18 protein-coding genes are annotated in these 22,310 nt (G+C 41.4%); 17 read left to right on the top strand and 1 reads right to left on the bottom strand.

What is annotated here, in order from left to right:
* Positions 1 to 62 precede the first annotated feature (62 nt).
* From O3616_RS01390 to O3616_RS01315, 16 genes are all read left to right on the top strand, one after another.
* Entirely contained in the window at positions 63 to 1,490 is a 1,428-nt protein-coding gene (locus O3616_RS01390; protein ID WP_371637882.1) for a helix-turn-helix domain-containing protein, read from the top strand.
* A gap of 159 nt (positions 1,491 to 1,649) precedes the next feature.
* Positions 1,650 to 3,158, top strand: a complete 1,509-nt coding sequence (gene glpK / locus O3616_RS01385; protein ID WP_060627350.1) for a glycerol kinase GlpK — start codon at positions 1,650 to 1,652, stop codon at positions 3,156 to 3,158.
* A gap of 41 nt (positions 3,159 to 3,199) precedes the next feature.
* A complete protein-coding gene (glpO, locus tag O3616_RS01380; protein WP_033678724.1) occupies positions 3,200 to 5,026 on the top strand; it encodes a type 1 glycerol-3-phosphate oxidase in 1,827 nt (608 codons plus the stop codon).
* A gap of 69 nt (positions 5,027 to 5,095) precedes the next feature.
* Complete coding sequence (locus tag O3616_RS01375; RefSeq protein WP_049491164.1) at positions 5,096 to 5,800, top strand: MIP/aquaporin family protein; 705 nt, start codon at positions 5,096 to 5,098, stop codon at positions 5,798 to 5,800.
* Between the two features lie 402 nt (positions 5,801 to 6,202).
* A complete protein-coding gene (gene dltB / locus O3616_RS01370) occupies positions 6,203 to 7,357 on the top strand; it encodes a D-alanyl-lipoteichoic acid biosynthesis protein DltB (protein ID WP_094752996.1) in 1,155 nt (384 codons plus the stop codon).
* Positions 7,358 to 7,404: 47 nt separating this feature from the next.
* Positions 7,405 to 8,577, top strand: a complete 1,173-nt coding sequence (dltD, locus tag O3616_RS01365; RefSeq protein ID WP_371637881.1) for a D-alanyl-lipoteichoic acid biosynthesis protein DltD — start codon at positions 7,405 to 7,407, stop codon at positions 8,575 to 8,577.
* A 452-nt stretch (positions 8,578 to 9,029) separates the two neighbouring features.
* Positions 9,030 to 9,161: a teichoic acid D-Ala incorporation-associated protein DltX gene (locus O3616_RS01360; protein WP_033682482.1), complete on the top strand. Its 132-nt coding sequence runs from the start codon at positions 9,030 to 9,032 to the stop codon at positions 9,159 to 9,161.
* Between the two features lie 20 nt (positions 9,162 to 9,181).
* Positions 9,182 to 10,732: a D-alanine--poly(phosphoribitol) ligase subunit DltA gene (gene dltA / locus O3616_RS01355; protein WP_371637880.1), complete on the top strand. Its 1,551-nt coding sequence runs from the start codon at positions 9,182 to 9,184 to the stop codon at positions 10,730 to 10,732.
* Positions 10,729 to 11,973, top strand: coding sequence for a D-alanyl-lipoteichoic acid biosynthesis protein DltB (gene dltB / locus O3616_RS01350; RefSeq protein ID WP_371637879.1), 1,245 nt, complete (start codon positions 10,729 to 10,731; stop codon positions 11,971 to 11,973). Before dltA ends, dltB (O3616_RS01350) begins: the two co-directional genes overlap by 4 nt.
* Before the next feature lie 12 nt (positions 11,974 to 11,985).
* Complete coding sequence (dltC, locus tag O3616_RS01345; protein ID WP_125408918.1) at positions 11,986 to 12,225, top strand: D-alanine--poly(phosphoribitol) ligase subunit DltC; 240 nt, start codon at positions 11,986 to 11,988, stop codon at positions 12,223 to 12,225.
* Complete coding sequence (gene dltD / locus O3616_RS01340) at positions 12,218 to 13,486, top strand: D-alanyl-lipoteichoic acid biosynthesis protein DltD (protein ID WP_049491172.1); 1,269 nt, start codon at positions 12,218 to 12,220, stop codon at positions 13,484 to 13,486. Before dltC ends, dltD (O3616_RS01340) begins: the two co-directional genes overlap by 8 nt.
* A gap of 154 nt (positions 13,487 to 13,640) precedes the next feature.
* Complete coding sequence (gene adcR / locus O3616_RS01335) at positions 13,641 to 14,081, top strand: zinc-dependent transcriptional regulator AdcR (protein WP_001249308.1); 441 nt, start codon at positions 13,641 to 13,643, stop codon at positions 14,079 to 14,081.
* Positions 14,081 to 14,785, top strand: a complete 705-nt coding sequence (locus O3616_RS01330; protein ID WP_261058693.1) for a metal ABC transporter ATP-binding protein — start codon at positions 14,081 to 14,083, stop codon at positions 14,783 to 14,785. Before adcR ends, O3616_RS01330 begins: the two co-directional genes overlap by 1 nt.
* On the top strand, positions 14,778 to 15,584 hold the full coding sequence (locus O3616_RS01325; protein ID WP_000950030.1) for a metal ABC transporter permease: 807 nt from the start codon (positions 14,778 to 14,780) through the stop codon (positions 15,582 to 15,584). The genes O3616_RS01330 and O3616_RS01325 overlap by 8 nt, the downstream gene beginning before the upstream one ends.
* Before the next feature lie 9 nt (positions 15,585 to 15,593).
* Positions 15,594 to 17,099, top strand: coding sequence for a zinc ABC transporter substrate-binding lipoprotein AdcA (gene adcA / locus O3616_RS01320; RefSeq protein WP_000724048.1), 1,506 nt, complete (start codon positions 15,594 to 15,596; stop codon positions 17,097 to 17,099).
* 465 nt (positions 17,100 to 17,564) lie between these two features.
* Positions 17,565 to 18,449, top strand: coding sequence for an SPFH domain-containing protein (locus O3616_RS01315; protein WP_004235732.1), 885 nt, complete (start codon positions 17,565 to 17,567; stop codon positions 18,447 to 18,449).
* 262 nt (positions 18,450 to 18,711) lie between these two features.
* Here the strand turns inward: O3616_RS01315 and O3616_RS01310 are convergent, their stop codons facing one another.
* Complete coding sequence (locus tag O3616_RS01310) at positions 18,712 to 20,799, bottom strand: GH92 family glycosyl hydrolase (protein ID WP_371637878.1); 2,088 nt, start codon at positions 20,797 to 20,799, stop codon at positions 18,712 to 18,714.
* Positions 20,800 to 20,969: 170 nt separating this feature from the next.
* Between O3616_RS01310 and O3616_RS01305 the strand changes: the two genes are divergently transcribed.
* Positions 20,970 to 22,250, top strand: a complete 1,281-nt coding sequence (locus tag O3616_RS01305; RefSeq protein ID WP_371637877.1) for a glycoside hydrolase family 125 protein — start codon at positions 20,970 to 20,972, stop codon at positions 22,248 to 22,250.
* Positions 22,251 to 22,310 lie beyond the last annotated feature (60 nt).

Here is a 22,310-nt window from a genome sequence, read left to right as displayed (position 1 = left end):
GATTATTTCAGCATTTGTAAGATTTATGCTATGCTTAAGGTAGAAAATGAAAGGGGTAACAAATGTATTTAGGAGATTTGATGGAAAAGGCTGAATCTGGCCAATTTTCAATCCTTTCCTTTCTATTACAAGAGTCTCAGACGACTGTCAAGGCTGTAATGGAGGAAACAGGATTTTCAAAAGCAACCCTAACCAAATATGTCACCCTGCTCAATGATAAGGCTTCGGACAGTGGTTTAGAGCTAAACATCTCCTTAGAAGATGAAAATCTGCGTCTATCGATCGGTGCAACTACCAAGGGAAGAGATATCCGAAGCTTATTTTTGGAGAATGCTGTTAAATACCAGATTTTGGTCTATCTTCTCTACCACCAACAGTTTTTAGCCCATCAGCTGGCTCAAGAATTGATGATTAGCGAGGCTACACTTGGTCGTCACTTAGCTAGCTTGAATCATATTTTGTCAGAGTTTGACTTATCCATCCAAAATGGTCGTTGGCGAGGTCCAGAGCATCAGATTCGCTATTTCTATTTCTGTCTTTTTCGCAAGGTTTGGTCCAGTCAGGAATGGGAAGGTCACATGCAGAAACCAGAGAGAAAGCAGGAGATTGCCACTTTAGAAGAGATCTGCGGTGCGAGCTTGTCTTCGGGTCAGAAATTGGATTTGGTTCTCTGGTCTCATATCAGTCAACAACGTCTTCGGGTTAATGCCTGTCAGTTTCAAGTCATAGAAGAGAAAATGCGAGGGTATTTTGACAATATTTTCTACCTTCGTTTGCATCGAAAGGCTCCGTCATTTTTCGCTGGACAACATATCCCTCTAGGAACTGAGGATGGGGAGATGATGATTTTCTTCTCTTTCCTCCTATCTCATCGTATTCTTCCTCTTCATACTATGGAGTATATTCTTGGATTTGGAGGGCAGTTGGTAGATTTGCTGACGCAATTGATTCAAGAAATGAAGAAGGAGGAGTTGCTGGGGGATTATACAGAGGACCATGTCACCTATGAACTTAGTCAGCTTTGTGCTCAAGTCTATCTCTATAAGGGCTATATTTTACAGGATCGCTACAAGTACCAGTTAGAGAATCGTCATCCTTATTTGCTGATGGAACATGATTTTAAAGAGACAGCAGAAGAGATTTTTCATGCTTTATCTGCCTTTCATCAGGGAACGGATTTGGATAAGAAAATTCTCTGGGAATGGCTCCAGTTGATGGAATATATGGCTGAAAATGGTGGTCAGCATATGCGGATTGGTCTGGATTTGACATCTGGTTTTCTTGTCTTTTCAAGGATGGCAGCCATTTTGAAACGATATTTGGAATACAATCGTTTTATTACCATTGAAGCCTATGACCGAACTCGACATTATGATTTGCTGGTTACCAATAACCCGATTCATAAGAAGGAACAAGCACCAGTCTATTATTTAAAAAATGACTTGGATATGGAAGATTTGGCGGCTATTCGTCAGTTATTATTCACTTAAAAGGCTTGGTCGTTCCAGGTCTTTTTTGTGAAATTCACACAATCTCCTCACATTTTTTAAAAAATTAAAAAAAGTTGATAAGCAGGAAAGCGCTTTATTTTGTATACTAGTAAGTGTAAAGAGGAAACATCCTCAAGATCTTTATCAGGAGGACAGCACATGTCACAAGAAAAATACATCATGGCCATTGACCAGGGGACTACAAGCTCTCGTGCCATTATTTTCAACAAAAAAGGAGAAAAGGTCAGCTCGAGTCAAAAAGAGTTTACCCAGATTTTCCCTCAGGCAGGTTGGGTAGAGCACAATGCCAATGAAATTTGGAACTCAGTCCAGTCAGTTATTGCGGGTGCTTTCATCGAAAGTGGTGTCAAGCCAAGTCAAATCGAAGCAATCGGAATTACCAACCAACGTGAAACAACTGTTGTCTGGGATAAGAAAACAGGGCTCCCTATCTACAACGCTATCGTTTGGCAGTCTCGCCAAACAGCCCCTTTAGCTGAGCAACTAAAAAACCAAGGTTATGTGGAAAAATTCCATGAAAAGACTGGTTTGATCATCGATGCTTACTTCTCAGCGACTAAGGTTCGTTGGATTTTGGATCATGTAGAAGGCGCTCAAGAGCGAGCAGAAAAAGGGGAATTGCTCTTTGGTACCATCGATACTTGGTTGGTTTGGAAATTGACTGACGGTGCGGCTCACGTGACGGACTACTCAAATGCAGCCCGTACCATGCTTTATAATATTAAGGAACTCAAGTGGGATGATGAAATTTTGGAAATCCTCAACATTCCCAAGGCTATGCTTCCAGAAGTTCGTTCTAACTCTGAAATCTACGGTAAGACAGCTCCATTCCATTTCTACGGTGGAGAAGTGCCAATCTCAGGTATGGCTGGGGACCAACAGGCAGCCCTCTTTGGACAGTTGGCCTTTGAACCTGGTATGGTTAAAAATACTTATGGAACAGGTTCTTTCATCATCATGAATACTGGGGAAGAGATGCAGTTGTCTGAGAACAATCTTTTGACAACCATTGGTTACGGTATCAATGGCAAGGTTTACTATGCCTTGGAAGGTTCTATCTTCATCGCAGGTAGTGCCATTCAGTGGCTTCGTGACGGTCTTCGCATGGTCGAAAATTCACCAGAATCTGAAAAATACGCTCGTGATTCTCACAACAACGATGAAGTTTATGTCGTTCCAGCCTTTACAGGTCTAGGAGCTCCATACTGGAACCAAAATGCCCGCGGTTCTGTCTTTGGCTTGACTCGTGGAACAACTAAAGAAGACTTTATCAAGGCAACTCTTCAATCTATCGCTTATCAAGTCCGTGATATCATCGATACGATGCAAGTGGATGCGCAGACAGCTATCCAAGTCTTGAAGGTAGATGGTGGTGCAGCTATGAACAATTTCCTCATGCAATTCCAAGCTGATATTTTGGGAATCGATATCGCACGCGCCAAAAACTTGGAAACAACAGCGCTAGGGGCAGCCTTCCTAGCAGGTTTGTCAGTAGGTTACTGGAAAGACTTGGATGAGTTGAAACTCTTGAACGAGACAGGAGAGCTCTTCGAGCCATCTATGAACGAATCTCGCAAGGAACAACTCTACAAGGGCTGGAAGAAGGCTGTAAAAGCAACCCAAGTCTTTGCGGAAGTAGACGACTAATACTGGAAGAATAAAGCGACTCAGTTAGAAAGTGTGTAAAAATGGAATTTTCAAAGAAAACACGTGAATTATCAATTCAAAAAATGCAGGAACGTACCTTGGACCTATTGATTATCGGTGGAGGGATCACTGGTGCTGGTGTAGCCTTGCAGGCGGCAGCTAGTGGTCTAGATACTGGTTTGATTGAAATGCAGGACTTCGCAGAAGGAACATCCAGTCGTTCAACAAAATTAGTTCACGGAGGTCTTCGTTACCTCAAACAATTCGACGTAGAAGTGGTATCAGATACGGTTTCTGAACGTGCAGTGGTTCAACAAATCGCACCACACATTCCGAAACCAGACCCAATGCTCTTACCAGTTTACGATGAAGATGGAGCGACCTTTAGCCTCTTCCGTCTCAAAGTAGCCATGGACTTGTATGACCTTTTGGCAGGAGTTAACAACACCCCAGCTGCTAACAAGGTCTTGAGCAAGGAAGAAGTCTTGGAACGCCAGCCAAACTTGAAGAAAGAAGGTTTGGTAGGAGGTGGGGTTTACCTTGACTTCCGTAACAACGATGCGCGTCTCGTGATTGAAAACATCAAACGTGCCAATCAAGACGGTGCCCTCATTGCCAACCATGTTAAAGCAGAAGGCTTCCTCTTTGACGAAAGTGGCAAGATTACAGGTGTCGTAGCTCGTGATTTGTTGACAGACCAAGTCTTTGAAATCAAGGCTCGTCTGGTGATCAACACAACAGGTCCTTGGAGCGACAAGGTGCGTAATTTGTCTAATAAGGGAACACAATTTTCACAAATGCGTCCAACTAAGGGAGTGCACTTGGTAGTGGATTCAAGCAAAATCAAGGTTTCACAGCCAGTTTACTTTGATACAGGTTTGGGTGACGGTCGTATGGTCTTTGTACTTCCACGTGAAAACAAGACTTACTTTGGTACAACTGATACTGACTACACAGGTGATTTGGAACATCCAAAAGTGACTCAGGAAGATGTAGATTACCTGCTTGGCATTGTCAACAACCGCTTCCCAGAAGCAAACATCACCATTGATGATATCGAAAGCAGCTGGGCTGGTCTTCGTCCATTGATCGCAGGCAATAGCGCTTCTGACTACAATGGAGGAAATAACGGAACCATCAGCGATGAAAGCTTTAACAACTTGATTGCGACTGTTGAGTCTTACCTCTCTAAAGAAAAAACGCGTGAAGATGTAGAGGCTGCTGTTAGCAAGCTTGAAAGCAGTACCTCTGAGAAACATTTGGACCCATCTGCAGTTTCTCGTGGTTCTAGCTTGGACCGAGACGATAATGGTCTCTTGACCCTTGCTGGTGGTAAAATCACAGACTACCGTAAGATGGCTGAAGGAGCTATGGAGCGCGTGGTTGACATCCTCAAAGCAGAATTTGACCGTAGCTTTAAACTGATCAATTCTAAGACATACCCTGTTTCAGGTGGGGAATTGAACCCAGCAAATGTGGACTCAGAAATCGAAGCCTTTGCGCAACTTGGAGTGTCACGTGGCTTGGATAGCAAGGAAGCTCATTACCTAGCAAATCTTTACGGTTCAAATGCACCGAAAGTCTTTGCTCTTGCTCATAGTTTGGAACAAGCGCCAGGACTCAGTTTGGCAGACACTTTGTCACTTCACTATGCAATGCGCAACGAGTTGGCTCTTAGCCCGGTTGACTTCCTGCTTCGTCGTACCAACCATATGCTCTTTATGCGTGATAGTTTGGATAGCATCGTTGAGCCAGTTTTGGATGAAATGGGACGATTCTATGATTGGTCAGAAGAAGAGAAAGCAGGCTACCGTGCGGATGTCGAAGCGGCTCTCGCTAACAACGATTTAGCAGAATTAAAAAATTAAGAAAAAATCAAAGAGGTGGAGGGCAGGACTCCTTGTCGCCCGCCCCTTCTTTTTAATGGAGACAGAAAGATGATGAATGAATTATTTGGAGAATTTCTAGGAACTTTAATCCTGATTCTTCTAGGAAATGGTGTTGTTGCTGGTGTGGTTCTTCCTAAAACCAAGAGCAACAATGCAGGTTGGATTGTGATTACTATGGGCTGGGGGATTGCAGTTGCGGTTGCAGTATTTGTATCTGGCAAGCTCAGTCCAGCTCATTTAAACCCAGCTGTGACGATTGGTGTGGCCTTGAAAGGTGGTTTGCCTTGGGCTTCCGTTTTCCCTTATATCCTAGCTCAGTTCGCAGGGGCTATGCTCGGTCAGATTTTGGTTTGGTTGCAATTCAAGCCGCATTATGAGGCAGAAGAAAATGCAGGAAATATTTTGGCTACTTTCAGCACAGGACCAGCTATCAAAGATACTGTATCAAACTTGATTAGTGAAATCCTAGGAACTTTTGTATTGGTATTAACAATCTTTGCTCTGGGACTTTATGATCTTCAAGCAGGAATCGGAACCTTTGCAGTGGGAACGTTGATTGTCGGTATCGGTCTATCACTAGGCGGGACAACAGGTTATGCCTTGAACCCTGCGCGTGACCTTGGACCTCGTATCATGCACAGTATCCTTCCAATTTCAAACAAGGGAGACGGAGACTGGTCTTATGCCTGGATTCCTGTTGTGGGACCTGTTATCGGTGCAGCCTTGGCCGTGCTTGTATTCTCGCTTTTCTAAGATATTAAAACTCAATTATTCATACCTCAATAAACATAACTTACAAAAACGACTAAAATAAGGAGCACTTTCTCACTTCATTTTGGTCGTTTTGATTTTTTAAGTTTATATACTGGTGCTGATTACTATTTCAGCTAAAAAGGCAGAATTCTTCACTGGTCCCTTCATCAATTTTTTGTTCTTGAATTTTATTTATTGTGTGAATAATTTTGTCTCATTATTGGGGTTCAGTACTAAGAGTCAGTTGGATTTTTTATTTTAAGAAATAAAATAACAGAAGTATTTTTAGTTTTTAAATTATGATATAATGAATAAAGTTAACTATCTTTGGTAATATGATAGGAACTAATCTTAAAAAGATAAATCATGAGATGAGAAAAAGAAAAAAGGAGTTTGGCTGGTATGAATTATTTCGAGGGGAATGAGTTTTTCCTTCTTTTGTTTGTAGTTTTACTGATTGGTTTTGTGGTAAACTTTTTTGAAAAACGTAAGGACTACTATATTTTGGTGCTCTCCCTCTTATTTGCAGGAGCTATTTATGGCAAGAGTAGAGCAATGATTGTCTATTTAATCTCCTTTGTAACTTATCAATATTTTCTGGTTTTCATAGCACAGAGGATAGAAACAAAGCGGCTGAAACCTCTGGTTTTCCTTTCTATTTTTCCTTTGGTGATCAATAAAATCTTTGCCCTGACTTCTCTGCATTTGTTGGCCTTTATTGGCATTTCTTACATGTCCTTTAAGACCATTCAGATCATGCTGGAGATATCGGATGGCTTGATTAAAGAAAAGATTAGCATAAAAGACTACCTGCAATTTTTACTTTTTTTCCCTACAGTTAGTGCTGGTCCGATTGATCGGAGTAGGAGATTTTTAAAAGAGATAAACGAGGTCATGCCTCGAAAAGAGTATCTAGAGTTAGCAGGGGACGGTGTGTATCGTATCGTTCTAGGCCTTCTCTACAAGGTTGTTTTATCAACCTATGTTTATCAGATGTTACTCGCTCTAAATAATACTGGCACAGTCGTTTACTCAATCAAGTATATGTACCTCTATACCTTGTATCTGTTCTTCGACTTTGCAGGCTATAGTCTAATGGCCGTTGGAAGTAGCAACATTCTAGGTATTCAGACACCGATGAACTTTAACAAACCTTTCTTGAGTGTCGATATTAAGGATTTCTGGACCAGATGGCATATCACCTTGTCGACCTGGTTGAGAGATTTTGTATTTTCAAGAGTATTGATGCAGGTTATCAGGAAAAAATGGTTTAAAAATAGACTACACAATGCAACCTATGCCTATATGGTCAATATGTTGGTCATGGGTTTTTGGCATGGCCTTAGTGTTAGCTACATTGTTTATGGTTTTTATCACGGTGTCTTGATGGCTGGATTTGAAGTGTATCAAAAGAAAAGCAATTTTTATAAGAAAAATAAAAATAAAGATTGGTATAAGCTACTGAGTTGGTTTGTGACCATGAATTTGGTTATGATTGGTTTCTTTATCTTTTCAGGTGAACCCTATAAAATCTTACTTACGATTTTAAAGAGATAAGAACTTGAAAAGAGATTGGACGGATCGAAGGGATAGGATAAAACTAGATGATTAAACTAAAAGCATTTTTGCTATCGCTTGTGCTCGTAATTGCGACGCTTGCGCTTTTAAATGTGACATACGTCAAGAAGATTGATGATTATTATAAAGTAAAGGATAATAGTATTCGCTATAGCACTTCGTATGAAAAGTATAAAAGTAGAGATATTTTAACAAGCAATATCACTCCCAATACATTGGTTTTATTGGGGTCATCTGAGTTGGTTGCAACGATAAATGAAGACTATCATCCCAATAAAATTTTTAACTACAACGATTTTAATATCATGCAGATTGGAACCAGCTATTCACAAAACATCATTCAGGCTACGACCTTGGGCTCAATTGAAGGATCTATGACTAAGCGAAAAGTGGCTATAATAGAGTCGGTTCAGTGGTTTGAAAAAGATGGGACTCATCAAGATGCCTTTTTGAATAAGGCTTCTCAGGAACATATTTTCCATATGCTAGGTAATGATAAGATTAGTAAGGAAACGAAAGAAAAACTAATCAATCGCATTATCGAAATTACCAAGGGGAACAAGCAACAAAATGACATCTACAAAAAATACAAAAGTTATTTCATAGATGAGAAAGGAACGATTGTTGATAAAAAACTATTAGAGTTCGATAACGCGATTTATTCCTTTAAACTCAAACAGACTTTTTATCAAAAACATGCCAAATCAGCTTATCCTTCACTAGGGGATAAAACCCCAGACTATGATTGGGAGAAAATGACGAGTCAGTTTGTAGAAGAGGTCAAAAAGAAAACAGACAATAATGATTATGCTGTTGATAATAACTACTACAATACCTATTTAAAAGATCGTTATACATCGCTGAAGAATTCTAATAAAGATTTGAGCTACCTCGAGTCACCAGAGTATTCAGATATGGAACTCTTCTTGACAGTTGCCAAGGAATTGGGCATTGAAGTTGAGGTCATTATTTTCCCAGTAAATGGTAAATGGAATGACTACACAGGTGTTTCAAGAGAGATGCGGGAAAAAACTTACAAAAAAATAGAAGATGTTGCAAAAAGCCATGGTGCAACAGTACTAAACTATGGAAACAGAGAGTATGATGATTACTTTTTATTTGATGTGATGCACGTTGGAGTGAAAGGATGGATGGAAGTTGAAAAAGAACTTTACAAATTTGCAAACCAAGATAACTAACACACACCGTTTAATCTTGTGGACGCTATTTTTCTATACGGTTATCTTAAGCATCGTGATTTATTGTTTTGTGACCGATTTTTCGAACATTCAAGAATTTATCTATAGTGAATTCTAGGATTACATACTATAAAAATCTCTAGATAAAGGGAACTGCATCGATAAAGTGAGACATAAGATAAGGCTCTATAATATTTATAGTGGGAAAACCCTCTATAGGTAGTATGGAGCCTACTTTGTTGTAGCTCCCCATATAATCCATACTGAAAAGCATTTAAGCTATCATTAGAAAGAATCATATGGAACAAATTAATGTTACTGGAACGTAGTGAAAATAGACGGGTAAACAATTGAAAAACTAGTCTATAAAGTGGTATAATAGCAGAAAAATAAATTAGTAAGAAATTGATTTTATTTTAGCGGAAAATTACAGAAATGAATGGTTTTTCTTGATGAAACAGAGAAAAGAATTGTACATATTTCTTGGTCGGACAGCCTTGTATTTTCTTATCTTTCTAGGGCTGCTTTACTTCTTTAGCTATCTTGGTCAGGGTCAAGGAAGCTTTATCTATAATGAATTTTAACTTGAAGGAGAATCCTTATTATGTCAAATAAAGCAATCGTAGATATGATTGAAACCATTGAGCATTTTGCTCAGACACAGCCTAGCTATCCTGTTTACAATGTTTTGGGGCAGGAACACACTTATGGAGATTTGAAGGCTGATTCGGATAGTTTAGCTGCAGCCATCGACCAACTGGATTTACCAGAGAAGTCTCCTGTGGTTGTTTTTGGTGGCCAAGAATATGAAATGTTGGCAACTTTTGTAGCGCTGACTAAGTCAGGACATGCCTACATTCCCATTGACAGCCATTCAGCCTTGGAGCGAGTTTCGGCTATTTTAGAAGTAGCAGAGCCAAGCTTGATTATTGCTATTTCAGACTTTCCATTGGAGCAGGCTTCTACACCGATAATGAATCTAGCTCAGGTTCAAGAAGCCTTTGCTCAAGGGACTAGTTATGAGATTACGCATCCAGTCAAGGGTGATGATAACTACTACATTATCTTTACTTCTGGTACGACTGGTAAGCCAAAGGGAGTGCAGATTTCCCATGATAACCTCCTCAGTTTTACCAACTGGATGATTACGGATAAGGAATTTGCGACGCCAAGTCGTCCGCAAATGCTGGCTCAGCCACCTTATTCTTTTGACCTGTCCGTCATGTACTGGGCGCCGACCTTGGCACTGGGAGGTACGCTTTTTGCCCTTCCTTCAGCTATTACTCAGGACTTTAAGCAACTCTTTGCGACCATTTTTTCATTGCCAATCGCTATCTGGACTTCAACGCCTTCTTTTGCGGATATGGCTATGTTGTCAGAAGACTTTAATAGCGAGAAAATGCCTGGCATCACGCATTTCTACTTTGATGGTGAAGAATTGACGGTTAAAACGGCTCAAAAACTGCGCGAACGTTTCCCAAATGCCCGTATTATCAATGCTTATGGCCCAACAGAAGCGACAGTGGCCCTGTCAGCAGTTGCCGTGACAGATGAGATGCTAGCGAATCTCAAACGTCTACCAATTGGCTATACCAAGGCTGATTCTCCAACCTTTATCATTGACGAGGAAGGAAATAAACTGCCAAATGGTGAACAGGGAGAAATCATTGTTTCAGGACCGGCCGTCTCAAAAGGTTATATGAATAATCCTGAAAAAACAGCAGAAGCCTTCTTTGAGTTTGAAGGTCTGCCAGCCTATCACACAGGTGATGTGGGAACCATGACAGATGAAGGCTTGCTTCTCTACGGCGGACGCATGGACTTCCAGATTAAGTTCAACGGTTACCGCATTGAGTTAGAAGATGTCTCTCAAAACCTCAATAAGTCTCGCTTTATCGAGTCTGCTGTTGCAGTACCGCGCTATAATAAAGACCACAAGGTGCAAAATCTTCTAGCCTATGTCATCTTAAAAGATGGTGTTCGTGAGCAGTTTGAGCGTGATATCGATATTACCAAGGCCATTAAGGAAGACTTGACAGATATTATGATGTCTTATATGATGCCGTCCAAATTCCTTTATCGAGACAGTTTGCCACTGACTCCAAATGGAAAAATTGATATCAAAGGATTGATTAATGAGGTAAATAGGAGATGATGGAGTTTTTTAAACAGCTTCCTCATTTAGAGCCATACGGCAATCCTCAGTATTTTGTCTATGTGATTGCTGCAACCTTGCCCATCTTTATCGGCCTCTTTTTCAAGAAACGCTTTGCCTGGTACGAGGTATTGGTTAGTCTCTTCTTTATCGTTACCATGCTGGTAGGTGGGAAGACTAATCAATTGGCTGCCTTGGGCATTTATCTGTGCTGGGAAATATTGCTCTTGCTTTTCTATAAGCACTATCGAAAAAGTAAGGATGGTAAGTGGGTTTTCTACCTAGTTAGTTTTCTGTCCCTACTGCCGATTATCTTTGTCAAGGTGCAGCCAGCTATCAATGGAACGCAGTCTTTGCTTGGATTTTTGGGAATTTCTTACCTGACCTTTCGTTCGGTTGGGATTATCATCGAGCTGAGAGATGGAGTGATTAAGGATTTTAGCCTCTGGGAATTCTTCCGCTTCCTACTCTTCATGCCGACTTTTTCAAGCGGGCCAATCGATCGCTTTAAGCGGTTTAATGAAAATTATCAGACCATTCCTGAGCGAGATGAGTTGATGGATATGCTGGATGAATCTGTTCGCTATATCATGTGGGGATTTTTGTATAAGTTTATCCTAGCTCATGTTTTAGGAGAAACCTTACTCCCTCCTCTAAAGAATCTAGCCTTGCAGTCAGGTGGTTTCTTTAACCACTATGCCTTGGCAGTCATGTATACCTTTGGTCTGGAGCTATTCTTTGACTTTGCAGGCTACTCTATGTTTGCCTTGGCCATTTCAAATTTGATGGGAATTCGTAGCCCTGTCAACTTTAATAAGCCTTTTTTATCAAGGGATTTAAAGGAATTTTGGAATCGCTGGCACATGAGTCTCTCTTTCTGGTTCCGTGACTTTGTCTTTATGCGAATGGTGATGGTACTGACTAGAAAGAAGGTCTTTAAGAATCGTAATGTAACCTCAAGTGTGGCCTATATTGTAAATATGCTGGTTATGGGATTTTGGCATGGTGTAACTTGGTATTACATCGCCTATGGCCTCTTTCATGGATTAGGCTTGGTCATCAATGATGCTTGGATTCGCAAGAAAAAAACGCTCAATAAGGAACGGAAAAAAGCAGGGAAGCCTGATCTACCTGAGAATCGCTGGATTCAGTTGCTTGGCATGGTTATCACCTTCCATGTCGTCATGCTGTCATTCTTGATCTTTTCTGGATTTTTGAATGATTTATGGTTTAAAAAATAAAGGAAATAAAATATGGATATCAAATCAGAAGTTATCGAAATTATTGATGAGTTGTTTATGGAAGATGTTTCTAACATGATGGATGAAGATCTTTTTGACGCAGGTGTCTTGGATAGTATGGGAACGGTTGAGTTGATTGTGGAGATTGAAAACCGTTTTGACATTCGTGTCCCTGTAACAGAGTTTGGTCGCGACGACTGGAATACAGCCAATAAAATCATAGCTGGTATTGTGGAGCTACAAAATGCTTAAACGCTTATGGTTAATCTTTGGGCCTATCTTCATAGCTGGATTTTTGGTTCTTCTACTCATCTTTTTTTATCCAAGTACAACAAGCCATAATCTGACGGAGGAGAAATATTCGGCGGCTTCTGTTAGTGTAGAGAGTTTTAAAGAGAGAAGCCAAAAAGTAAGGGCTCTTACAGATCCAAATATGCGTTTTATTCCTTTTCTAGGGTCCAGTGAATGGATTCGATTTGATAGTGTCCATCCAGCTGTTTTAGCCGAGAAATACCATCGTCCCTATCGTCCTTACTTTTTAGGTCAAGCAGGAGCAGCCTCTCTAAATCAATATTTTGGCCTACAGCAAATTTTGCCAGAAATAGAGGATAAGCAGGCAGTATTTGTAATTTCGCCTCAGTGGTTTACGGAGGCTGATTATGAACCCGCAGCGTTTCAGAGATTTTTTAACAGTGACCAATTGACAGCTTTTCTGGAAAATCAATCTGGTGACACTGCTGCAAAGCATGCGGCTATTCGATTGTTAAAGCAGAATCCTAATGTTGCATTAAAAGGCATTGTTCAAAAACTGTCAAAGGGTGAAGAATTATCAGAGGTTGATCAGGTTGCTATTAATATTTTTGCCCGATTCAATGAGAGACAGGCTTCTCTATTTGGTCAGTTCTCCATTAGAGGAAAACTCAAATATAAGGAACATGTGGAAAATTATTTAAAAGATCTTCCAGATCAATTTTCTTACCAAGAGTTAGAAAAAATTGCTCGAAAGGATGCAGAAGCCAATACGACCAATAATGATATGGGGATGGAAAATCATTTCTATACGAGAGAGGTTAAGAAGGATTTGAAAAAATGGGAAGGGTATCAAAAGAATTACAGTTTCCTAAAATCATCTGAATATAATGATTTACAGTTGGTTCTCAATCAATTTGCAAAATCGAAAGTTAATGTCCTCTTTGTCATCCAGCCTGTCAATAAGAAATGGATGGACTACACAGGGCTCAGAGAAGATATGTACCAGCATGCAGTGGAGAAAATTCGTTACCAATTAGAAAGTCAAGGTTTCACTAATATTGCTGACTTTTCAAAAAATGGAGGGGATCCTTATTTTGTTAAGGATACCATTCACCTAGGTTGGTTGGGTTGGCTTGCTTTTGATAAGGCAGTTGATCCTTTCCTATCCAATCCCACGCCAGCTCCGACTTACCATCTGAATGAACGCTTTTTCAGCAAAGATTGGGCGACTTATGATGGAGATGTCAAGACATTCAAATAGATAATAATATATAGAAGAGTTCAAGAATGAAACTGGTTTTCACGTTTTTTCTTGACTCTTTTTTTGGTTGTGATATAATTAACCAGTAAATAATTTTTCAAAGAATAGTATTTTTCTCTTAAAAAAGAGAAGTCCAAAAGGAAAGGAGTCAGATATGAGACAGCTAGCGAAGGATATCGATGCTTTTTTAAATGAGGTGATTTTGCAGGCGGAAAATCAGCATGAAATTCTAATAGGTCATTGTACTAGCGAGGTGGCCCTGACCAATACTCAGGAGCACATTCTCATGCTCTTGTCAGAGGAATCTTTAACAAATTCAGAGTTGGCTCGTCGTCTCAATGTCAGTCAGGCGGCAGTTACCAAGGCCATTAAGTCTTTGGTCAAGGAAGGTATGTTGGAAACATCTAAAGATCCTAAGGATGCGCGTGTGATTTTTTATCAATTGACTGATTTGGCTCGTCCAATCGCTGAGGAGCACCATCATCACCATGAGCATACACTTTTAACCTATGAACAAGTGGCGACTCAGTTTACTCCAAATGAACAAAAAGTGATTCAGCGGTTTTTGACTGCTTTAGTAGGAGAAATCAAATAATGAGATATATTACGGTAGAGGATTTATCCTTCTATTATGATAAGGAGCCCGTTCTTGAACATATCAATTATAGTGTTGATAGTGGGGAATTTGTTACCTTGACAGGGGAGAATGGGGCAGCTAAGACGACACTCATCAAGGCCAGTCTTGGAATCCTCCAGCCACGCATTGGCAAGGTGACCATTTCAAAGACAAATACGCAGGGTAAGAAATTGAGAATAGCTTACCTTCCTCAACAGATTGCCAGTTTTAATGCTGGTTTTCCAAGTACGGTTTATGAATTTGTCAAGTCGGGTCGCTATCCGCGAAAAGGCTGGTTCCGTCGTTTGAATGCTCATGATGAGGAGCATATCAAGGCCAGTTTAGACTCAGTTGGCATGTGGGAACATCGAGACAAACGCTTGGGGTCTCTATCTGGAGGACAAAAGCAGCGAGCGGTGATTGCGCGTATGTTTGCCTCTGACCCAGACGTGTTTATCCTAGATGAGCCGACAACGGGGATGGATGCAGGAAGTAAAAATGAATTTTACGAACTCATGCACCACAGCGCCCATCATCATGGTAAGGCTGTTTTGATGATTACCCATGACCCTGAAGAAGTTAAGGATTATGCGGATCGCAATATTCATCTAGTCCGTAACCAAGATTCGCCATGGCGTTGTTTCAACGTTCATGAGAATGATCAGGAGGTGGACCATGCTTAGTTTATTATCTTATGACTTTATGCAGCGTGCCTTTCTGGCTGTTATTGCCATGAGTCTTTTCTCGCCAGTATTGGGAACCTTCCTCATCTTGCGTCGTCAGAGTTTGATGAGTGATACTCTTAGTCACGTCTCACTTTCAGGTGTAGCCTTTGGTCTGGTTCTGGGGATTTCTCCGACTATTTCAACTATTGCCATTGTCTTGATTGCGGCGGTCTTTCTGGAGTATCTCCGTACGGTTTATAAGAGCTTTATGGAAATCGGGACAGCTATCCTCATGTCGACAGGACTGGCTGTTTCTCTGATTGTCATGAGTAAGGGTAAAAGCTCTAGCTCAATGAGTTTGGACCAGTATCTTTTTGGTTCGATTGTGACTATCAGCGAGGAGCAGGTTATTTCCCTCTTTGTCATTGCTGCGGTTGTTTTGATTTTGACCTTCCTCTTCCTTCGTCCTATGTATATCTTGACCTTTGATGAGGATACGGCCTTTGTGGATGGTCTGCCAGTTCGTACCATGTCTATTCTTTTTAACATGGTGACAGGGGTGGCCATTGCCCTTATGATTCCTGCTGCGGGAGCTCTTCTGGTATCGACTATCATGGTCTTGCCAGCTAGTATTGCCCTGCGTCTGGGGAAAAACTTTAAATCGGTTATGCTGCTTGCCAGTGCTATTGGATTTTTGGGAATGGTAGCAGGACTTTACATTTCCTACTATGCAGAAACACCTGCAAGCGCAAGTATTACTATTATTTTTGTAACTGTTTTCTTGCTAATCAGTTTAGTAAGACGTTTTATCAAATAGGAGACCAACATGAAAAAAATTAGCTTATTGCTAGCCAGTCTATGTGCCCTGTTTTTAGTGGCTTGTTCCAATCAAAAGCAGGCAGATGGCAAACTCAATATTGTGACAACCTTTTACCCTGTCTATGAATTTACCAAGCAAGTCGCAGGAGATACTGCTAATGTAGAACTCCTCATCGGTGCTGGTACAGAACCCCATGAATATGAACCGTCTGCCAAGGCAGTTGCCAAAATCCAAGACGCAGACACCTTCGTTTATGAAAATGAAAACATGGAAACTTGGGTACCTAAATTGCTAGATACCTTGGATAAGAAAAAGGTGAAAACCATCAAGGCGACAGGCGATATGTTGCTTTTGCCAGGTGGTGAGGAAGAAGAGGGAGACCATGACCATGGCGAAGAAGGCCATCACCATGAGTTCGATCCCCATGTTTGGTTATCACCAGTTCGTGCTATTAAACTAGTAGAGCATATCCGTGACAGTTTATCAGCAGATTATCCTGATAAAAAAGAGACCTTTGAGAAGAATGCTGCTGCCTATATCGAAAAATTACAAGCCTTGGATAAGGCTTATGCAGAAGGATTGTCTCAAGCCAAACAAAAGAGCTTTGTAACGCAACACGCAGCCTTTAACTATCTCGCTTTAGACTATGGACTCAAACAAGTCGCAATCTCAGGCCTCTCTCCAGATGCAGAACCATCAGCTGCACGTCTGGCAGAATTGACAGAGTACATCAAGAAAAATAAAATTGCATATATCTACTTTGAAGAAAATGCCTCACAAGCCCTTGCTAACACACTTTCAAAAGAGGCAGGTGTCAAAACAGATGTCCTCAATCCTTTAGAAAGTCTGACAGAAGAGGACACCAAGGCTGGCGAAAACTACATCTCCGTTATGGAGAAAAACCTCAAGGCTCTGAAACAAACAACGGACCAAGAAGGTTCAGCTATCGAACCTGAAAAGGCAGAGGATACCAAGACAGTTCAAAATGGTTACTTTGAGGATGCAGACGTCAAGGACCGCACTTTGAGTGACTATGCAGGTAACTGGCAATCAGTTTATCCTTTCCTTGAAGATGGCACGTTTGATCAAGTCTTTGACTACAAGGCTAAGTTGACTGGTAAGATGACCCAGGCTGAGTACAAGGCTTACTATACAAAAGGCTATCAGACAGATGTCACTAAGATCAACATTACTGATAATACTATGGAATTTGTTCAAGGTGGACAAAGCAAGAAATATACTTACAAGTATGTTGGCAAGAAAATCTTAACTTACAAGAAAGGCAATCGTGGCGTGCGCTTCCTTTTTGAAGCCACAGATGCAGACGCTGGACAGTTCAAGTATGTTCAGTTTAGTGACCATAATATCGCCCCAGTTAAGGCAGAACATTTCCATATTTTCTTTGGAGGCACAAGTCAAGAAGCCCTCTTTGAAGAAATGGATAACTGGCCAACCTACTACCCAGATAACCTATCTGGCCAAGAAATCGCCCAAGAAATGTTGGCACATTGATGAGAAACCGACTAGATCATAGGAGCTAGTCGGTTTTTTGGTACTAGATGGTAACTTCATTATATACCTTTCAGATACCTAAGGAACGCGATGACAAAAATAGTATACACATCAAATTTAGATCATCAACCTTACTTAATTCTTGAACTATTGGCGTGCGGTTCACTTCAATGATGTCTTTTGTGAGTCTTTTAAAGGGATTAACCGTTACTTGTTTCGTTTTTTTGTCTACGACTTGTAAAGCTCAGATAGTATGTTGATAATCAACGGAGTTAGAGAGAACTAGCATGGTGCACCTAATTCCTTGCTAGTTCTTTTAGCAAGAGATTAGACGATAATGTGACAATTCACCTCTAATTATTGACATTTCAGGAAAAATCGCAGTAAAAACTGCACAGCCTTCTTTAAATGTGCTATAATACAGGAAAAATAATGATGGAGGTCACGATAATGGCAACATTTTTGATGATTTTTGTGGTGGTTTGTGTGCTTCTATTGGTGATAGTCACACTGAGTACAGTTTATGTGGTTCGTCAGCAGTCGGTGGCGATTATTGAACGCTTTGGGAAATACCAAAAGGTTGCCAATAGCGGTATTCATATTCGATTGCCTTTTGGGATTGACTCGATTGCAGCGCGGATTCAGTTGCGCTTGTTGCAAAGCGATATTGTGGTTGAGACCAAGACCAAGGATAATGTGTTCGTTATGATGAATGTAGCGACTCAGTACCGTGTCAACGAGCAGAGCGTGACAGATGCCTACTATAAACTCATGCGTCCAGAATCTCAGATTAAATCTTATATCGAAGATGCTCTTCGCTCTTCTGTTCCCAAATTAACCTTGGATGAATTGTTTGAGAAAAAAGATGAGATTGCCCTTGAAGTTCAACATCAAGTAGCAGAAGAAATGACTACTTACGGTTATATTATCGTGAAAACCTTGATTACCAAGGTCGAACCAGATGCAGAAGTCAAGCAATCCATGAATGAAATCAATGCGGCGCAACGTAAGCGGGTCGCAGCGCAAGAATTGGCGGAAGCCGATAAGATTAAAATCGTCACTGCAGCTGAAGCCGAAGCAGAAAAAGACCGCCTCCATGGTGTGGGGATTGCCCAACAACGTAAGGCGATTGTGGATGGATTGGCAGAGTCTATCACAGAACTCAAGGAAGCCAATGTTGGTATGACAGAAGAGCAAATCATGTCTATCCTCTTGACCAATCAGTATTTGGATACCTTGAATACCTTTGCCTCTAAAGGAAATCAGACTATCTTTTTACCAAATACGCCAAATGGTGTGGATGATATCCGTACACAAATCTTGTCAGCCCTTCGCGCTGAGAAGAAATAATAGACTAAAGAGCCTGGAGTCAGGCTCTTTTTAGTGTTCGTGAGAGATAAGTCTTAGCTATTCATAAAAGTTACTAACAGGTTGTGGATAAGTGTGGATAACTTCTGATTATTTTAGTGATAATTCTTATTTGTGTGACCAATTTAGTAACTTTTGAGGATTATAAAGTAGTTTTAATTGCTGAAACTCAAGAGTTAAGCACAGTTTGGGATAGTTATTCACAGATTGTGGATAATCTTGGGGATTGCAGATTTTTTATTATTTAGCGATGACTTGGTAACCAGCTAAGTGTAAAGGTTAGTTGTTCAGCTTTTAAGAGGTTTTGGTGTTGAATAGTTGATACGAGTGTTTTATCCAGTCGGCATTCTTTTACAAAGTTAAAATGGCTGTGGTTTTGCTCAGTATGAATATCTAGCCATTTATCTTCTTTAGCGAGATAGACTCGGAGGTGGTCAAAGAGAGGGATTCCGAGATCATAGCTTGGTTTTCCTGGACAGGTCGGATAAAATCCGAGAGCTGACCAGATGTACCAAGCAGAGAGACTACCATTGTCTTCATCGCCAGGATAGGCTTCCCAACTTGGGTGAAAAGCTTTCTGACGGAGCGTCTTGATGAGAAGGGCAGTGTAGTAAGGGTAGTTGCTGTAACGGAATAGATAAGGAATGTGGAAGCTAGGTTGGTTGGAAATGGCGAGTTGCCCAAAAGGAGCGGTAGCCATCTCGCTCATTTCGTGAATCTCGTAGCCATAGCCTGTTGTCTCAAAGAGGGGAGCATCTTGACAGGTTTTCAAAAGATAGTTGCTAAAGGCTTCTTTTCCACCCATAAGCTGGATTAAGTCTGGGATGTCATGGAGGACGCCTAAAGTTGCTTGAATGGCAGAGCATTCGGCATAGTCGCGTCCCCAACCATAAGGAGAGAAGTCAGGACGGAAGTTGCCTTGACCATCACACGCTCGTATGTAACCTGTCTCAGCGTCAAATAGATAGCGGTAATTTTGTGATGCGGCCTTGTAGGTTTCAGCGATTTCTATTTTCCCTAGTTTTTCAGCACAGCTAGCGATACAAAAATCGCTATAGGCATAGTCTAGGGTGTGGCTGACGCTTTCGTGGTGGTCGGTAGAGAGGTAGCCCAGTTCTTGGTATTGGGCTAGTCCGTGACGACCATTGATGCCGAGAGGGTCGGACTTGCTGGCTGTTTCAAGCATGGCTTGAAGGAGTTCTTCTTCCAAGTCGGGAGCCATGTCCTTGCAGGCGCTATCGGCGATAATACCGTCTATAAGTGTACCTGGCATCATACCCCGTTCATCTGGAGCCAGCCATTTTGGAAGGAAACTAGTATCGCGGTAGTTATTGAGAAATCCTTCTAAGAAGCAGTGGTAGTGTTCTGGTATGATAAGGGCAAAGAGGGGGAATGTGGTGCGGAAGGTATCCCAGAAACCATTGTTGCTAAAGAGGACACCGGGCTTTACAGTTCCAGTAGCCAAATCTTTGTGGATGGCTTGCCCTGATTCATCAACCTCATAAAAAGTCTGAGGAAAGAGGAAGAGTCTGTAGAGACAGTGGTCAAAGAAGGTTCGGTTAGCTTCTCCTGTCTCTATAATGTCAAAACGATGGAGGAGATTTTCCCAATCCGCTTGGGCATTTGCTTTACAGCTATCAAAATCTTCTTGAGGTAGATTAAGCAGTGCTTGAGAAGGAGAGATGAAAGAAGTCGCTAGCTGAATTTCAGCATGACTATCTGCCAGGTCGATTCGCCAGTCTCCACCTTCTTGGCTGATAGCAAGGATATCCATATTCATTTTCAGGGATGTGAACAGTATCAGTGGATTTTTGTTGTTCTCAGTTTTTCCTTCTTGTCGTAGGGCAAGATTCCTCTTATCTACTTGCTCTACTGCTAATTCATCTGCTGCGTGAAGATAGAGGGAGAGAGCTTTGCCTTGCTTTTGCTCCAAACGAATAGAAGCACCGTAGCAAGTCGGTGTGAGCTGGCTTTCAATCTGATAGCGCAGGGAGAAAATCTTCAGATAATGAGGTTGGAAAGAGGCTTTATCCATATCATAGGAAGATTGGCGATGAAAGAGACTGTCTCCGCCCAGTTGACCGGTGACAGGTGTCAGAAGGAGCCAAGAGTAGTCGCCAATCCAAGGGCTGGGCTGGTGGGTTAATCGAATCCCCTGAAAGATAGGTAGATGTGGATCGAAAAACCAAGCTCCCTCCTGGTCACTGGTCTGGGGCACAAAGTAATTCATCCCGAAAGGGACGCCCGTGTAAGGCAGGGTATTTCCCCGAGAAAAGGCATGCTTGCTGGCAGTTCCAAAGCGGGTATCGATGGTTTCAAGTAGTGGTTTCATAGTCTTTCCTTTAGCTGTTTTTCTACATTATATCAGAAAAAGATAGCCTTTAGAAAAGGGGTTTCAAAGATAACTATTTTGTAGAAAAATGACTATCATTTGTGTATGTATTTTCTGTCTCAAAAGCTATATACTGAAAATGAAACTTGTTTGAAAGAGGATACTGCACGATGATTTATTCAAAAGAAATTGTTAGAGAATGGCTAGATGAAGTAGCAGAACGTGCTAAGGACCATCCAGAGTGGGTGGATGTTTTCGAGCGTTGCTACACCGACACCCTGGACAATACGGTTGAAATCCTAGAAGATGGTTCAACTTTTGTCTTGACTGGGGATATTCCTGCCATGTGGCTTCGAGATTCGACAGCCCAACTCAGACCCTACCTGCATGTGGCCAAAAGAGATACCTTTCTGCGTCAGACCATTGCAGGTTTGGTCAAACGTCAGATGACCTTGGTACTCAAGGATCCTTATGCCAACTCTTTTAACATTGAGGAAAACTGGAAGGGGCACCACGAGACTGACCATACTGACCTTAATGGCTGGATTTGGGAGCGCAAGTATGAGGTAGACTCGCTTTGCTATCCTTTGCAATTGGCTTATCTCCTCTGGAAAGAGACTGGCGAGACTAGTCAGTTTGATGAGACTTTTGTCGCAGCGACCAAGGAAATTCTTCATCTGTGGACAGTGGAACAAGACCATAAGAACTCTCCTTATCGTTTTGTCCGGGATACGGACCGTAAGGAAGACACCTTGGTAAATGATGGATTTGGCCCTGACTTTGCAGTGACAGGCATGACCTGGTCAGCCTTTCGTCCGAGTGATGACTGTTGTCAGTATAGTTACTTGATTCCGTCAAATATGTTTGCAGTTGTTGTTTTGGGGTATGTTCAAGAAATCTTCGCAGCATTAAACCTAGCTGATAGCGAGAGTGTTATCACAGACGCTAAGCGTCTTCAGGATGAAATCCAAGAAGGGATCGAAAATTACGCCTACACAAGCAACAGCAAGGGCGAAAAGATTTATGCCTTTGAAGTGGATGGTCTAGGAAATGCCAGCATCATGGATGATCCAAACGTACCAAGTCTGCTGGCTGCACCTTATCTGGGTTACTGTTCGGTCGATGATGAAGTGTATCAAGCAACTCGTCGTACCATTCTGAGCCCTGAAAATCCATACTTCTACCAAGGAGAATACGCTAGCGGTCTCGGAAGTTCTCATACCTTCTATCGCTATATCTGGCCAATCGCTCTGTCTATCCAAGGCTTGACAACGACAGATAAAGCAGAGAAGAAATTCTTACTGGATCAGCTGGTTGCTTGCGATGGTGATACTGGTGTTATGCATGAAAGCTTCCACGTAGATGACCCAACTCTTTATTCTCGTGAATGGTTCTCTTGGGCCAACATGATGTTCTGTGAGTTGGTCTTGGATTACTTGGATATTCGCTAATACTCTTCGAAAATCTCTTCAAACCACGTCAGCTTTATCTGCAACCTCAAAGCTTTGCTT

It is taken from the genome of Streptococcus sp. 27098_8_86 (genome assembly GCF_041432595.1).
GTDB lineage: Bacteria > Bacillota > Bacilli > Lactobacillales > Streptococcaceae > Streptococcus > Streptococcus pneumoniae_F.
Note: the sequence above shows the minus strand (reverse complement) of the source record. Positions and strands in the feature narration are given on the sequence as shown.

Excerpts from the sequence above, each read along its gene's own strand:
- O3616_RS01375 (WP_049491164.1), top strand. The coding sequence starts at position 5,096 with ATGATGAATGAATTATTTGGAGAATTTCTAGGAACTTTAATCCTGATT.
- dltD (WP_371637881.1), top strand. The coding sequence starts at position 7,405 with ATGATTAAACTAAAAGCATTTTTGCTATCGCTTGTGCTCGTAATTGCG.
- O3616_RS01305 (WP_371637877.1), top strand. The coding sequence starts at position 20,970 with ATGATTTATTCAAAAGAAATTGTTAGAGAATGGCTAGATGAAGTAGCA.
- dltA (WP_371637880.1), top strand. The coding sequence starts at position 9,182 with ATGTCAAATAAAGCAATCGTAGATATGATTGAAACCATTGAGCATTTT.
- dltD (WP_049491172.1), top strand. The coding sequence starts at position 12,218 with ATGCTTAAACGCTTATGGTTAATCTTTGGGCCTATCTTCATAGCTGGA.
- O3616_RS01310 (WP_371637878.1), bottom strand. The coding sequence starts at position 20,799 with ATGAAACCACTACTTGAAACCATCGATACCCGCTTTGGAACTGCCAGC.
- O3616_RS01360 (WP_033682482.1), top strand. The coding sequence starts at position 9,030 with ATGAAACAGAGAAAAGAATTGTACATATTTCTTGGTCGGACAGCCTTG.
- O3616_RS01330 (WP_261058693.1), top strand. The coding sequence starts at position 14,081 with ATGAGATATATTACGGTAGAGGATTTATCCTTCTATTATGATAAGGAG.
- dltB (WP_094752996.1), top strand. The coding sequence starts at position 6,203 with ATGAATTATTTCGAGGGGAATGAGTTTTTCCTTCTTTTGTTTGTAGTT.
- dltC (WP_125408918.1), top strand. The coding sequence starts at position 11,986 with ATGGATATCAAATCAGAAGTTATCGAAATTATTGATGAGTTGTTTATG.
- glpK (WP_060627350.1), top strand. The coding sequence starts at position 1,650 with ATGTCACAAGAAAAATACATCATGGCCATTGACCAGGGGACTACAAGC.
- dltB (WP_371637879.1), top strand. The coding sequence starts at position 10,729 with ATGATGGAGTTTTTTAAACAGCTTCCTCATTTAGAGCCATACGGCAAT.
- O3616_RS01315 (WP_004235732.1), top strand. The coding sequence starts at position 17,565 with ATGATTTTTGTGGTGGTTTGTGTGCTTCTATTGGTGATAGTCACACTG.
- glpO (WP_033678724.1), top strand. The coding sequence starts at position 3,200 with ATGGAATTTTCAAAGAAAACACGTGAATTATCAATTCAAAAAATGCAG.
- O3616_RS01390 (WP_371637882.1), top strand. The coding sequence starts at position 63 with ATGTATTTAGGAGATTTGATGGAAAAGGCTGAATCTGGCCAATTTTCA.
- O3616_RS01325 (WP_000950030.1), top strand. The coding sequence starts at position 14,778 with ATGCTTAGTTTATTATCTTATGACTTTATGCAGCGTGCCTTTCTGGCT.
- adcA (WP_000724048.1), top strand. The coding sequence starts at position 15,594 with ATGAAAAAAATTAGCTTATTGCTAGCCAGTCTATGTGCCCTGTTTTTA.
- adcR (WP_001249308.1), top strand. The coding sequence starts at position 13,641 with ATGAGACAGCTAGCGAAGGATATCGATGCTTTTTTAAATGAGGTGATT.